Annotated in this window: 7 protein-coding genes; 1 reads left to right on the top strand and 6 read right to left on the bottom strand. The window is 46.0% G+C overall.

From position 1 onward, the window contains the following. Window positions 1–30: 30 nt before the first annotated feature. Genes ESB13_RS09325 through ESB13_RS09350 form a run of 6 tightly spaced genes read right to left on the bottom strand, consistent with a single transcriptional unit; the run spans window position 31 to window position 13,495 of the window. Complete coding sequence (locus tag ESB13_RS09325) at window positions 31–3,453, bottom strand: glycoside hydrolase family protein (RefSeq protein ID WP_129002714.1); 3,423 nt, start codon at window positions 3,451–3,453, stop codon at window positions 31–33. Window positions 3,454–3,490: 37 nt separating this feature from the next. Beyond that, entirely contained in the window at window positions 3,491–6,106 is a 2,616-nt protein-coding gene (locus ESB13_RS09330; protein WP_220399595.1) for a glycoside hydrolase family protein, read from the bottom strand. A 27-nt stretch (window positions 6,107–6,133) separates the two neighbouring features. Continuing rightward, a complete protein-coding gene (locus ESB13_RS09335) occupies window positions 6,134–7,813 on the bottom strand; it encodes a sodium:solute symporter family protein (RefSeq protein ID WP_129002715.1) in 1,680 nt (559 codons plus the stop codon). 17 nt (window positions 7,814–7,830) lie between these two features. Next, the gene (locus ESB13_RS09340; protein WP_129002716.1) at window positions 7,831–8,706 is read right to left on the bottom strand and encodes a DUF5017 domain-containing protein; all 876 of its coding nucleotides are present in this window, start codon (window positions 8,704–8,706) and stop codon (window positions 7,831–7,833) included. A 23-nt stretch (window positions 8,707–8,729) separates the two neighbouring features. Further along, window positions 8,730–10,298, bottom strand: coding sequence for a RagB/SusD family nutrient uptake outer membrane protein (locus ESB13_RS09345; RefSeq protein ID WP_129002717.1), 1,569 nt, complete (start codon window positions 10,296–10,298; stop codon window positions 8,730–8,732). Between the two features lie 20 nt (window positions 10,299–10,318). Beyond that, a complete protein-coding gene (locus ESB13_RS09350; protein ID WP_220399596.1) occupies window positions 10,319–13,495 on the bottom strand; it encodes a SusC/RagA family TonB-linked outer membrane protein in 3,177 nt (1,058 codons plus the stop codon). Between the two features lie 310 nt (window positions 13,496–13,805). Between ESB13_RS09350 and ESB13_RS09355 the strand changes: the two genes are divergently transcribed. Continuing rightward, on the top strand, window positions 13,806–14,819 hold the full coding sequence (locus tag ESB13_RS09355) for a LacI family DNA-binding transcriptional regulator (protein WP_129002718.1): 1,014 nt from the start codon (window positions 13,806–13,808) through the stop codon (window positions 14,817–14,819). Window positions 14,820–14,847 lie beyond the last annotated feature (28 nt).

A 14,847-nucleotide genomic window follows, 5' to 3' on the forward strand; every position in this document is an offset into this window, starting at 1 on the left:
TGATCCTGTAATAATTCGGGGCATAACTTGTTATTTAAGCCGTGCTCCTTCGAATTTCCATTCCTGTTCTTTTATAGTTCCATCCGAAGCCTGCAGCTTTATACGCAACATGGCGTCTTCATCCGCTTTCAACTTGTAAAAACTCCATTCAAAAGGATACTGTTCCTTTTGCAGCGACTGCCCGTTACAGGAAACAGATACTGCTGCTCCTTTTATAGGCGCGGTTTCAGCAAAACCATAGATAGAATCCCATCCGAAAGGAGATCGTATCCTGAACAGAAATACTTTACCCCAGGGTTCGCCCATATCGAATATTTTCATCCCTGCTGCAACAGGTGGAGGTATCGGCTCCAGTTTCTTCGATTGCTGTTCCAGCGGGAAAGAAACGGCAGCATAACCTTTGGCATCCAGTTGTACAGAAAGCGCATGCCCCTGCATTTTAAGATCGGCAGACTTATTCTTACCCTGTGAAAACAAAGCTGCAGTAACGGATGCAGGCACACCCGTTTCCGGCGACAAATGCAGCTTTACCGGGATATTATTTACCGATTCACTTAACAATACCACCCAAAACCTGCTGTCAGATATGGCAGTGATATAATTTATTTCCGGGGTATCTACAGATACCAGGTCTTTTTTCATCCACAACCTCACTTGTTTATCGTTATACATTCTACCCCATCCGCCGCCGTAAATGCGATTGGTAAACCAAACAAAACCATCCTGTTTAACATAGGGAAAAGACAGCTTGCCTTCGGAACGCTGTATAGCTTCCGTCACCAGGAAATCGGAACAAAACGCCAGGTGCGGCGGGATATGGTGATAATAAATGGAGCTGATATCAGGCCCCTTGTAGGGAAAACTATCGGACATATTGATATCAGAGAACCCGGTTGCATAATAGCCCGGATAGTTGCCAAAACGGCCTATCACGGCATTACGTGCATAGGCAAGGAAGATATTCCTGTGTGTATACTGGTACAATCGCAGCAGATGTGGCGCCCAGCTGCTCATATAAACAGGTCGTACTGTTTTACCCGGATCAAAATAGGTAAATGGCTGTTCAAAACCCAGTCCTACCGGGCTTACCAGACTTTGAGGCACCTGTTTTTCAGGCGCATCGCCAGGTATGCGGGGGAAACCCAGCCTGTATTTTTTATCGCCTTTCCACCAGAGTGTCGTATTGCCGGTAAAGCTATTACCGGGGTGAATCACCTGCAATGAATCCTTGACCTGCGGCACCGACCTGATGCCGGCTATGGTGTGAAAAGCGCTTACTTCAGCGGCTTTGAGATATTTATCATCGTTTGTTATTTCGTAGAGATCGAGCAGGTCCCACCAATAAGCATACATCGTAGCGTTGTAAAAATGTGCTTTCCCCAAAGGTGTTGCCAGGTTACTATACACCCTACTGACAAGGAAGCCATCGGCGCCCTTTTTCGCCGCATCCAGGAATTTACGTTCCCCTGTAAGCTTGTAGGCTTCCAGCTCCTGTCCCCAGGAAGGTAACGTAACGGCATAACCATTGATACCACGGGAATGCCCGTTAGGCAGTCCTATTTCCTTTAGCCAGGGATTGGCCTCCCCCAGCAAACGGTACAGTCCTTCATAATAAGCTGTTGAAAACTGCGAATAGAAAGGATCCAAGGCAAGCGACTTCCTGGTGTTGTTAAAGCCACTGGGAACGATATCTGTAGCCCAACGATAACCGCTTCGCGACAATGTATATTCGATAGTAGGCAAAGACCTTTGCAGGTAAAAATCTTCATCGCGCGAAACAACTGCTGTTGCTACCAAAGCAAGCGGCGCACAATGCACTACGGTAGGCGCTGTTTCAGGATTACCTTCAATATCATAGAACCCCTTCAGTTCTTTACTCCAGCCCGAGGCGTCATCATTTTTCAACAGGTCGACGATATTAAAGATCGCCTGCGTTAAAGAAGTCTGTCGCTGGCTGCGGTAATCTTTTACTTTATAAACTTTTTCAGAAATATACTCCAGGGCATCGTTCCAGCCGGCAGGTATAGCACCTATGACAAAATCTTTTTCGATGACCTGGCCGGCATTTAATTTAGAATCTTTTTGGCCCAGCAAAGGCGCAAACGCCACGGGCTGTATCATGTTCTGTTCATTCTTTATCGCAAAGCCCATGGGCGCATCACCGGCACTTCCCCATTCAAGCGGAAAAGAAGCCGTATCGCCACTGATAAAAACAGAGAAGGGGGAACTATCTACTTTTGTTTCGGCTATCGCCAGTGGTTGCTGCATCATAGCAGAAACGAGCATAACAGGCTTTGGAGAAAGCCTTTTGTATTGAAACATAGGAGGCAGCAATATATTGCTTACCCGCTCAGGTGCCATTCCCTGGAACGCAGCCAATGCCATACTGTAATAGCCGCTTTTGGCAGCCTTACATTTCAGCCTCACAGCTACATGTGATGCCCCGGGTACAACGGTCCAGACACCTGTGATGATGCTTCCATCTCTCGTAAGATATTTTACTTCAAGCTTATTTTTTTCGACCCTGATAACCTCCACCGGTATTGCTTCACTAAGCTCTCCCGCCATAAAAGGATTCAGTAGATCGTCCGCCTCCTGCACCTCCATCCTTTTACCATCGTGCATAAAGTAGCTGATAGCTTTGGAGCCATTCCATCCGGGATAGAAAGCGCCGAAACCAAGCGCCGGCTTTTGCGACGAAAGCAGGTACAACTTATGGTCTTCATAAAAAGGGTACGGACTTTTCCAGGAGCCGTTGATATAGAATTCGGTTTTAGCTGCAATACTATTACCGGCAACACCTCCTTTGACAAAACGTATACGCACTTTATCATTACCCGCTTCTGCTATTACAGGCGCCTCAGGAGCCAATACCAGCGGCAATGTAACAGCAGTAGCAACCGATGAAGATAGTTTTATATCCACTGGTTTTACACGGTAAGCTGCTATCTCTGCCGGCGTTATTTTTCCGGGCACCAGTTTTTTATTAGGATCCAGTTCAGCATCGCTTGTAAGCAAAACAGCATCACACCTGCAAAAGTTTTTACGGGTATCTTTCAAACGCAGCAACACTTCTTTAGCATCGAGTTTCACATTACCTACCTTTTCCCAGGCAAAACCTTCGACACCGTGTTTACCGGCTTCTTCCATAGGCTGTTCATCAACCAATAACCGGAATAAACGCGTGCCCTGCTTTTCACGATAATCGGCCGAACGTACCCATACGGTATAGTTGCCTTTCGCCTTAACGCTTATCATGGTAAAAGCATCAGCAGCGGCAGTAGATCCACCTATCACCCTAAGCATAGATGTACCCAGGCAACTGCCACTTGACTCTGTGATCCATCCTCCCTTTACCTGGAACTGCTCTGCCTCCACAAGGTAACTGTAAGACTGCTGGGCAAATAAGCGACCACATACTGTTATTGCAATAAGTAAAATCGTTCTTTTCATGGTAGTTACCGGATTTAATGGTGTTTTCCTGCAACTATTACCGATAGTTTATTTCCAATACATTCATACCATAGGCAGGGAGACTTAGCTTCCATTGGTTTGTATTACCCAGCCCAGAAGTCTTTCCTGCTGCTGTCCGTAATACCGTTTTTTGCGGGCGGATCACAGCGCCTTTCAATACCTCTGCGACATTCAGGGAAATAGTCAGATGCTGCCCTTCATCGTCGTTGTTCAGTAGTATGATAAACAGTTTACCTTGCTTTTCATTGATAGCTGCATAATAGTCTATATACTCGTTATCGATTTTTACCATTTTGCTTTTCAGCAGCAGCTTTGCCTTTGTACCGAAAACAGTGCCTTCTTTAAAACCATAGGTCTGATGCGGCCCCACTTTCGGAGTGATAAACCCACGGGGAAACTGAACCTGACCGTTGGAACGCAATTCCGCTTCCGACATCAGGTAATCAACGATCCATCCCACCTGCCACCACGCGTGATGCGGGAAAGGCCCGGCTCCGCGGTTCATGGCATTCCAGTAATAAGACGCCACGCTCGTTGCCGGATCAACAAAGGCATCCCTGCCCCAGGCCGCCGTACGCGCCATATCCAAAAACAAAGAGTCACCGGTTAAACTGAACAAGCGCACAAACATTCCCGCATGACTGGCCAGCAAAATAGGACCATGATTGTTAGCAGAACCGAGAATACCACCATGTTCAAAACTCAACCCTACCTGGCTTATCTCCCAGTCTTTCCTGTTAACGCCATTTACTTTCTTTTCCAGTAAAGACGGAATAGGATGGGTATAGATGGAGGTGGTATATATTTTAGCTGCATCGATAGCAGCACTGTAATATTTTCTATCAGCGGTAATCCTGAACAGATCCAGTAAAGCCTGTACACTCTGGCCTGTAGCAAAGTCAGGAACAAAACGTGTATCGCCGCAAACACCCAGGAAATGTCCTTCGTTTACTGCATGAGCAATATACCAGTCCGCCCCTTTGCAGGCTGCGGTAAGATATTTTTTGTCACCCAGTAACTGGTAAGCTACCAGCAATCCATAAAACGTAGGCCGCAGGTCCTCCACATCGGTAAACAATTCCTTTGTAGAAGTATGATCATAAGCCACTGCCCAATTACCGGCCGGTTTCATCCAGGCCAATAACTTATCGGCAGCCATCCTCAATTCATTTCTTAATGCGGTATCACCAGGCTCAAACAGCAATACATTACCTATGTCCAGCATCATGTAATAGGTAGTGCCGATAGGTTCTACATAAGGCCCCCACTCTTCGGTGAAGCGTTTGCTTTTGGTAAGATAATATTGTCCTGCTGCCGCACCATTGAAGAAATCATGCTGCAACGCCTGCTGTGCCAGCTTAAAATTACGAGCGAAGGGAAGTCGCGTCTGTTGCAATAAAGAATCCTGCATCATGGCAGCCATCATCCACATAGCACCGTAATCGGAGTTTTTCACCGCATCTTTCTCTGAGCCATAAACACCGCCGAGGTACTGTTGCGCCCCAATCTCCATTCCTTTATACTGCTCTATTTCCCATTTGGAGGTGCTATCATCGGTAACATAACCATGCATAGAAAGTACACGGTTGGTAAGAGATTGTTTGGTTTGCTTCAGATGTAAAAACTCTTTCAGGCGATAAATATCTTCCGCCGCATGTTTATACACCGGGTACCAGTCTGCTGCCTTTACCGTATAACGAAATGTAAAGCTGCGCTTCTCTCCTTTTCTTAAAAAAGAGCCTTTGTGCCCTAAAACAGGATGGTAAAGGGTGGGACTGATATTTCCCTTGCGGTTCATTAAAGAAAGACCCAGCAGCCATTCAGACTGGGTAACAACATCATGCGCCCAGGGATTGCGGCCGATGCCGGGTTCCGGAATTACAGCGACAGTAACACCTTGCTTATCGGTTACCAGCGGAGACAAAGTAGAAGCAGCACGTTCACGAACGATCACTGGTTTCGCAGGGATACCCTGGCCGTAAGCATATGCCTTTACCAAGTCTTCCTCAATGGCTTTCCCCTGGAAATAACCGGGGATAGCCGCCCAGTTGAACTGGTTGTTATGCGCAACAGATAAACATGGCGTAGCCAGTGAAAAGAACCCATCCTGCTTTGCTTCGAGGGACATGGTAACCAGGATATCATTTGTATAAGCTTTATCAAAACGCCAATCTGTTTTAATAACAGCTTCCCTGGATTCCGATGAGAAACCAATATTATCTTCCTGTTGTTTTGCCACAGCAGGATAAAAATGTAAGGCAGTGCCCGCCGTATTCATGGGCACCGGTTTAATAGCTTCTTTCCAGAGTGGAATAATATAGCGATACTGTTCTTCAGGAAAAGGTGTTTGCTGGCCGGTAGCGGAGTAAGTAACAGGCACTATAGAATCCGGGGCGCCTGCAGTATATAGAAGGGTATATTCTCCGTTAACGCCATCCAGGTTTGTCCATCCCGTTTTGTTTTTAACGGAAAGCGACTGCAGGTGCCATCCATCCTGTTGTTTGTTCCAAAGCAACTTCATGCCATCGGAACTCAACGTTATCTTTTTATCCTGGGCCTGAGTGAAGACAGGAACTGCACAGCAGGCAACAAACGTACCAGCCAATAGTATCTTTCTAATTAAATCTGTCATTCCGGATTGCATCATCTGGGATTCTGTTTAATGCTTCTTACGCGAAGCCTGTAAAGGAATCAGGGAACAAAAAAGAACGATGGTTGCTATGATCGCCACCAGTTGTGTGCCTTTGGTGGTAAGGAAACAAAGCACATACAAAAGCAAGGCGATAAAGGCCAGGGAGAAAGCAATCATCTGCAATCCAAACTTGTTCTGCTTTTTTACCTGCAACTGTTCTTCTTCATCCACCTCAACCAATTGTAGTTTGCGGAGGGCCTTACGTTCCTTCATATCAAGATACTCCTTGCTTATCCAGCCCTTTGAAGCAGCATATAATTCGTAACCCAGCAGCAGGATAAAGGGTAATGCCACGCCGAGTAACATTTCATTCCCCCTCGATAATTTATAGTTCAGCACAACAGGGAACACCATTTTAAACAATAGGTTCACAGCCAGGCTAACCATCGTGATAAAAATGGTAGCCTTACCGCTGATCCTTTTAGAGAACAGGGCCCATATGGGCGGTGCCAATAAGGGGCCGCCGGTAATGGCCCCTATGCTTAGGGTAAACTCCACTATACCGCCTATATAGGGCACGATAAGTGCTATAACAATCATTCCAAATCCAAACATCCATGAAGAGGTGCGCGCCACTTTCATAAGCTTCTCATCGGAAGCATTTGGATTGATCGACCCTTTATAAATATCATTTGTAAAAACGGCCGACACCACGTTAAGCGCCGTATTGGCCGAAGCAGATGTAGAGAAATACATACCTGTAAGAATAAGCCCCATCAGTCCCGCAGGCAATACCTGCCTGCAAACCATCAGGTAAGCATTCTCCGTATCCAGGCCAACAAGAGAAGGATTGATGGTCTTATACACCATAGGTGGCAGCATCCACAGTACCGGACTGAGAATATACAAAGCCGCAAACAGGAAAGCTACTTTGGAAGCAGACTTAGGTGTATCAACACTTGTATAACGCTGTACAAACGTCCAGTTGCCACCAATATAAAACACATGATATAATGCAAATGCCAAAATGAAACTCCAGGAATACTCGCCATTTACCACATCGAAGAAGCCGTCCGGCACTTTGCTGATGAAAGCATTGAAACCACCTGTTTCACTAAAGGCCAAAGGTATAATAAGCAATACCGCGGCGGTGAGTATTACAAACTGCAATATGTCGGTTACCATTACGGCCCAGAGCCCTCCAACTGCAGTATAAGCGATCATCAGTATGCCAAGAACAACAGTTACGGGCACCAGTGGAAAAACCAGGGACGACGATACCAGTTTTGCCACAGAGTATAATACAGAACCTTTAATGAATAACGATACCAGCATGAAGATGTAGATAAAACTCTTTTGCACCTTTTCGCCAAGCCGCTCTTTAATGAACTCCGCAGCAGTAAGATTTCCTGTAGCTTTCCATTTAGGAGCCAGGTACAAACCTGTTACCAGTCCCCCGATACACATAGTCCACTGAATGGTAACAGCCACCCATCCATATTTATAAGCAATAGATCCCCAGGCGACAAAAGTGCCTGCTGAAAAAAAGCTCATAAACAACGACAACCCACCGATGAACCAAGGCACCGCTTCCCCTCCTGCAAAAAACGATTTCAGGTTCCTGCCCGTTCGCGAGAAAGAAATGCCTACCAGCATAATAAACACTGAGAAGATCACTATAACCGAGGCATCGATAATGGAGTTCATGGGATGAGTGTTTGAATTTAGGGAGTGACATTGATGGTTACTTCTTTAAGCGCCGATTCATGGTTTTTATAAGAAGTGTTGGAGATTTCGAAGGTTACTTTGTAAGTGCCGGGCGTAGTGTACGGCTCAGCATAACCATCGAGTAAGCCACTGACATTTTTGATGGCTACGCCTTTATCAGGTGCAACTGCATTGGGATTTACGGCTTTCGCAAATACCCAATCGTCATCAAGCCCCAGGTTATCGCCGCGCATCAGCAGTTGAGCGGTTGATATAGACCATACGGGGGTATGCGAAAAACTAAAAGCTTTCCATCCTGCGTTTGCCATGGTGGCGATAGATGTGATAGTGCCTGCAGCATTCTGGTTGTCGAGATTGAATGTCCTGATCACCCATCGGGTCTGCGAAGCCTTCAGTTCCGTGGTTACATAGCGAAAAGCTACTGTTACCGGCTTTTTACCATCAAAGATATCGGAGAGGTTAACGGTGCCCGATGGCGTCTGATCTGCACCGGTAGATAAGGTTACCTTATCGGTAATATCAGTCCAGGTTGCTTTCTGAATATTAGCAGCATCAAAGACCTCTGAAAAATTATCGGAGACTTTAACGGTAAGATTCTTATCGGTGCCAAACTGCTGGTAAGTATTGAACTTCAGCAGCAATTTGTTTCCTTCCAGGAAAGTTCTGTCGCGATACTGGTATTCGTGCCCCGTTTTACCGGACCAGAAAACAATGTTATCGGGATTACCTGCAAACTTAAATCTTACGGTATCTCCTACTTTATAAGATGCCTTATCGGTGGTGATTTCCAGCGCAGGCACAGAAACTTCATCTTTTGTACAGGCTGCCAGCAGCGAAATGACAGTGATGATATGGAAATAATTTTTAAGCATGACATTCGTTTTTAGCAATCGGATTAATAACCTGGATTCTGGCTGATCTGTTTATTGATGTTCAGCTCCGTATTGGGAATAGGAAACAGCACGTTCCTTGCAGTAGTATTGGCACCTGCATTACCGGCATACTTGTAACCGGCAGGCGCATTTACATTAATATCGGCGCCAAGTGCATTCATGGTTTGCACATACATACCCCAACGGATAAGATCGTGTTTGCGAATGCCCTCAAAACAAAGTTCTCTTGCCCTTTCCTTCTTCAGCTCTTCCAGAAAATCAATTTTGTCAAGACCTGCGGGTATGTCAGCATCTACATTCGGCGTATTTACATCTTTGCCGAAAGCGCGTCTGCGTACCATATTGATAGCATTATAAGCCTCGGCAGTAGGCATGCCTTTCACTTCATTTTCGGCCTCCGCCTTCATCAGCAGTACGTCGGAATAGCGGATAAGCGGGAAATTGGTAGAATTGTAGCTGCGCGCTTTTGCCTCGTTTTCATATTCCCTTCTCCATTTGCCAGGGTTACGGTCGTAGATCTGTGCATCGGTAAAATAAGATTTTACAGCAGTGGACCCGGATGCAACATATTTATAGGGGGCGATACACCAGTTTCTCCTGAGCGTATCCTTTGTACCAAACAGGTTAAACAGTTTGGCCGTAGTACGCATAGCGCCACCTGAATAGCCGATAGCCTCGCTGGGGCACTCAATACCATTTTCAACCCCAACCCATCCTGCCTGGTCTATATTGCCGATCTTATTGCCATACATGCCCACCTCCCAGATACACTCCTTGCTTTCATTGATGTTCTGGGAGTGATTGATGAAGATCTGTTTGTAATCGGGATTAAGGGAGTGTTTACCGGAAGCGATCACTTTATTGGCATATTCAAGTGCATCGTTATATTTCGCAACGTCATTCAAAGGCTGGCCTGCCATTTTCAGGAACACCCTTGCCAGCATAGCCTGTACTGCCGTTTTGGAAACCCTTTCATTAAAGCTGAAATGATCAATGGCATTTACCATGTTTTCAGCCTCCTTCATATCCGCTACTATGCGGGCATAAACTTCAGGCAATGGTGTGCGGGGCAGATTGGCATCCGATGGCGATTTTGTAGAAGTAAGCTTCAACGGAATAGCGCCGAAATTATCTGCAAGAATGTAATGATAGTAGGCGCGCATGAACAACGCTTCGCCCTTGATCGCTTTTCTTTGCACCGTATCCATATCGGCTTTATCGGCATTTTCTATCAGCAGGTTGGCCCTGTTGATGCCTTCATAACTTACTTCCCATAACCTTCCTATATCCAGGTCGCCTGCATCGAACACCATCACGCGGATGTTATTGATAGAAATATTCTTGAAGAAAGCTTCGTCGCTCACTACGAAGTAACTGAACAAGCCGCGGCTGTACATTCTTCCGTAAGTATCGATAAGCCTGTTATAAACGCCATTAAGCGCCCTGTTTAAATCGGATTCTGTATTATAATAATTTTCAGGAGAAACAAAGTCGGGGTCTTTATCCAGCAGTTTGGAACAGGAACTTGTTAAAAGCGCCGTCGTTACCAGCAGTAAAACAATTCTTTTCATATCATGCATTTGAATCGTTATTAAAATTTGACGTTAACGCCCAGTGTCAACGTACGGGTACGGGGGTAAGCGGAGAAATCGAATCCTGGCGTTAAAGCGCCGGGCCTGGTAGATACTTCCGGGTCGAGGCCGGAGTAATTGCTCCAGGTAAACAGGTTCTGTGCCGCAGCATAGACCCTGATACTATTCAATTTCAACCTTTTCACGGTGTTTACAGGCAGGTTATATCCCAGGGACACTGTTTTCAGACGCAGGAAAGAGCCGTCTTCAATGGTCCTGGAAGAATAGTAAGCCGGGCCCTGTCCGCCTACTTTATATAGTTCATTGGTCTGGTTATCAGGTGTCCACCTGTTAGCCCATGACTTGAACATATTCAGGCCATTACGGGTAGTAGGATCACCGGCTTCAAACTCGATACGGTTGGCATTCAGCAGTTGTCCGCCATAACTCCATTGAAAGAACACGTTCAGGTCGAAATTGTTCCAGGTGAAATTGTTGGTAAAACCTCCGATATGTGTGGGATTGGGATTACCGATGATCGTAAGATCGTAATCATCGATCTGGCCATCGCCATTGATGTCTTTGAATTTAATATGCCCCGGCTGGATATTGGCGCGCGGGTTACCGTTGTTAGGCACATCGTCTTTCAACACATAAGAGCCATTGGCAAGCTGGTTGAAATCGCTGTACTGATAAACACCGTCGAACAACATACCATAGAACAATGCGATGGGGCGTCCGGGTATAGCGATATAAGGGAAGGCTGAGTTGAAGTTGCCCCAGGTAACCCTTGTTGCAAGGCTGGGTTCCCCTTCGTTCAGCGAAACCACTTTGTTCCTGTTGAATGAAATATTGAAACTGGTAGACCAGGAGAAATTCTTCCTTTCTACATTGCGGGTATTCAGCGTAAACTCTATACCCTCGTTGGATACTTTACCAATATTCTTATAGCCGGTGAGGAAGCCTTGCGAAGGCGCCAACGTAGCATTCAACAGCAGGTTGCTTGTATTCTTTTTATAATAGTCTGCGGTAAAGGTGATCCTGTTTTTCATAAAGCCGAGATCTAGTCCTACGTCCGCCTGTGTTGTTGTTTCCCATTTGAGTTTAGCGTTACCGAGGTTGGTAGGAATCATACCTTGTCCCGCCACATTACCATTGCTGTAACCGGACACTGTGGTGATCTGTAATGAAGGCCATGCAGAGAAGTCACCTACGCGGTTATTACCTGTAGCGCCATATCCCACGCGCAGTTTCGCATCGGAGATAAAGCCCATTTTCCGCATAAACTTTTCTTCAACAAACCGCCATGCAAATGCACCGGAAGGAAAATAAGCCCAGCGGTTGTCTTTCGGGAACCTGGAAGAACCGTCGGCTCTGAAAGAGAAGGTGACCAGGTACTTTGATTTAAAACCATAGTTTACCCGTGCCAGGTAAGAAAGTAATCCACTCGCAGGTGCAGAAGTTGGCGCCTGCGTAATGACGCCTTCGCCAAGGCCTTTGATCCCCAATACCTCGTTGGGTACCTGTACGGAGGTAAAACCATTGACCAGGCTTTTCACATCCTGCATGGTGATACCGGCCACAACCGCAAGATTATGATCTTTATTAAAACGCCTGTTATAAGTCAGTGTATTTTCATTCAGCAGGTTGGTGATATCGGTATTGGCAATAGAACCGTTGACGCCATTGTTCTGCGTTCTTGGATTACCGCTGCGCGTTTTTGAATTATTAAAGATCTCCCTGCGCAGTTGTGTTTTGGTAACACCGCCGGTAACACGTAAGGTGAGATATTTCGACAGTTTGTATTCCAGGTAGGAATTGATGACAAGCGTATTATTAAATGCAGGATTATATTCGTTGGCAACCGACAATACCGGGTTTACACGCATATCGGTAGCCGGGTCCACGGAAGGATCAAAAAGCGTTTCTTCAATGCTCGCATCGGCAGTAGAATCACCGGTAACAGGCCTGAATCCCCATACACTATACATCAGGGTAGCCGTAGGACTGGCCTGCGCTTCCGCTGCAACAGTTCCGTACTTTTTTGTAGCAGAATAGTTGATATTAACGCCAACCTTTACCTTACTTGTCACTGTTTGATCTACCACAATACGCCCCTGGTAGCGGCGGAAGCCACTGTTAATAATGATACCATCCTGGTCCAATACAGAACCGGAAAGCGAGTAGCGGGTTTTATCGTTGCCGCCTCTTAGCGCAAGACTGTGATTATGAACAAATGCATCACGGAAAATAAGGTCCTGCCAATTGGTACCTTCTACATTTTTATAATCTTCAATCGTTTTACCATTTTTCAGGTAAACAGGTGTATATACGGTAGGATTCAATTCCAGCTGGTATTTTACGAATTCATAGGGATTCATCATCTCCTGTTGCTTCAGGCTCTGGTGAAAGCCTACCCAGCCGTCATATGTAACCACTGGCGCACCTACTTTACCCTTTTTGGTGGTGATAAGAATCACCCCGTTAGCACCCCTGGCTCCATAGATAGCCGTAGCCGAAGCATCTTTCAATACTTCTATCGATTCTACTTCTTCGGGGTTCACCAGGTTGGCGGAAGAGGTTTCCGTAGGGAAACCGTCAATCACATACAAAGGAGCATTGTCCTGGGTTACAGAATTATTACCCCTGATAACGATATTCATATCATTACCGGGTTGTCCATCAGAGGAAGTGACCTGAACACCGGCAACCCTGCCGGCCAGCGCTTCTTCAAATGAATTGACAGGCGCTTTTTTCAGGTCGTCCATATTCACCTGCGCCACCGCTCCTGTAAGATCTTTTTTCTTTACGGTGCCATAACCCACCACTACCACTTCATCCATGTCTTTGATAACACCATCTAGTTTCACATTTAATATGGCGGTAGCGCCGGTAAGCTTCAACTCTTTATCCTGCGCACCTACGTAAGAAAATACAAGCACGGCATTTCCATTGTCGGGAACAGCAATACTATACATCCCTTTTTCATTGGTCAGCACCCCGCTCTGGCGACCTTTTACGGTAACGCTTACATCCTGCAGGGGTTCACCGGCCTGGTTGGTAACCTTGCCGGTAATAGTTTTGGCTTTACGCTGGGTCGCCGGCGCAGCGGGTTGCTGTGCCATCACGCCGCCTGCCGCCGCCAGTAGCAGCAACAATAGCAGCAGAGACCAATGTGAAGAACTCATTTTTTGCATACAGCAGACAGTTTAGTGGATATTAAGAAAGAGGAATCGTTAGTTTCAAACAGTTCATAATGGCTGCCTCAGCAGTTGCAGATAGCTGAGTACATAAAACGACAGGGAACCCCAAAGGGGTGGCAAATATCATTTGTTTCATATGGCTGTAGATATGCTGCAACAAAAGTGTTGAATACGAATAGGATGACAAAGAAACTTTAGCTCATTTTAAATTGGGAATGTTCCCAATTTACGGGAGCATTCCCATATGATTGTTATTTCTTTACTTTGAGTAACGATTAAATTTTTCTGTGAAACATATTGTCATATGAAAGGACATCAGGTAACGATTATCGACATTGCCCGGAAGCTTAATTTATCCAAATCAACCGTTTCCAGGGCGCTCACCGGCCATCCCAGTGTGCATCCCGAAACCCGCAAAGCGGTACTGGCGCTGGCAGAAGAAATGGACTATCAACGCAATATGCTATCCATCAGCCTATTGCAACGCAAAAGCAATATTATCGGCATTATTGTGCCCGAATTCTTCAGTTCTTATTTCCCACAAGCCATTACCGGCGCACAGGAAATTGCCAGCCAGGCCGGGTATAATACCATCATCTGTCATAGTAATGAAAATTATGAAACGGAGATCGCCAATACCAAAATGCTGCTGGCCGCCCAGGTAGATGGCGTAATTGCCTCCCTGACAAAGGAGACCCGCAATTTCGACCATTTCAAGATCTTCGAGCGCAAGGGAATTCCCATTGTTTTCTTCAACAGGGTTTGTGAAGAAATGTCGGTTCCCAAAGTATTGGTAGATGATTATGAAGGCGCTTACCGCGCAGTAGAACACCTGATACAGCGGGGCAAAAAACGTATTGCCCATCTCGCCGGCCCCGATTCCCTGGCCATCAGCAACAAAAGACTCATGGGCTACCGCGATGCCTTGAGAAGAAATAATGTCCCGATCGATGAAGACCTTATCATCCCCTACGATCTCACCATTACCAAGGTCAAGATCTATCTCAACTATTTAATGCAGTTGGATAATCCACCTGATGCCATCTTCGCCATCAATGATCCCACTGCAGTAGAAATACTACAGCAGGCTAAAAAGAAAGGATTAAAAGTTCCCGAAGACCTGGCCATCGTTGGTTTTAGCAACGATTATGTTTCAGCCCTGACCGATCCGCCGCTGACAACCGTATCGCAACCTGTAAAAGAGATAGGCCGTGCAGCCGCTCAATTACTGATAGATCAGATCAATAGAGATGTAACTGATTGGAAGGCCATTATCAAGGTATTGAAAACAGAATTAATAGTACGTCAATCCAGCTAACGATCCGGTATATTTGCAGGGAATCAAA

It is taken from the genome of Filimonas effusa (assembly GCF_004118675.1).
Lineage (GTDB): Bacteria > Bacteroidota > Bacteroidia > Chitinophagales > Chitinophagaceae > Filimonas > Filimonas effusa.

What these genes read in the sequence shown, in the direction of transcription:
- ESB13_RS09325 (WP_129002714.1), bottom strand. Translation starts at nt 3,453, where the DNA reads ATGAAAAGAACGATTTTACTTATTGCAATAACAGTATGTGGTCGCTTA.
- ESB13_RS09330 (WP_220399595.1), bottom strand. Translation starts at nt 6,106, where the DNA reads ATGACAGATTTAATTAGAAAGATACTATTGGCTGGTACGTTTGTTGCC.
- ESB13_RS09335 (WP_129002715.1), bottom strand. Translation starts at nt 7,813, where the DNA reads ATGAACTCCATTATCGATGCCTCGGTTATAGTGATCTTCTCAGTGTTT.
- ESB13_RS09340 (WP_129002716.1), bottom strand. Translation starts at nt 8,706, where the DNA reads ATGCTTAAAAATTATTTCCATATCATCACTGTCATTTCGCTGCTGGCA.
- ESB13_RS09345 (WP_129002717.1), bottom strand. Translation starts at nt 10,298, where the DNA reads ATGAAAAGAATTGTTTTACTGCTGGTAACGACGGCGCTTTTAACAAGT.
- ESB13_RS09350 (WP_220399596.1), bottom strand. Translation starts at nt 13,495, where the DNA reads ATGCAAAAAATGAGTTCTTCACATTGGTCTCTGCTGCTATTGTTGCTG.
- ESB13_RS09355 (WP_129002718.1), top strand. Translation starts at nt 13,806, where the DNA reads ATGAAAGGACATCAGGTAACGATTATCGACATTGCCCGGAAGCTTAAT.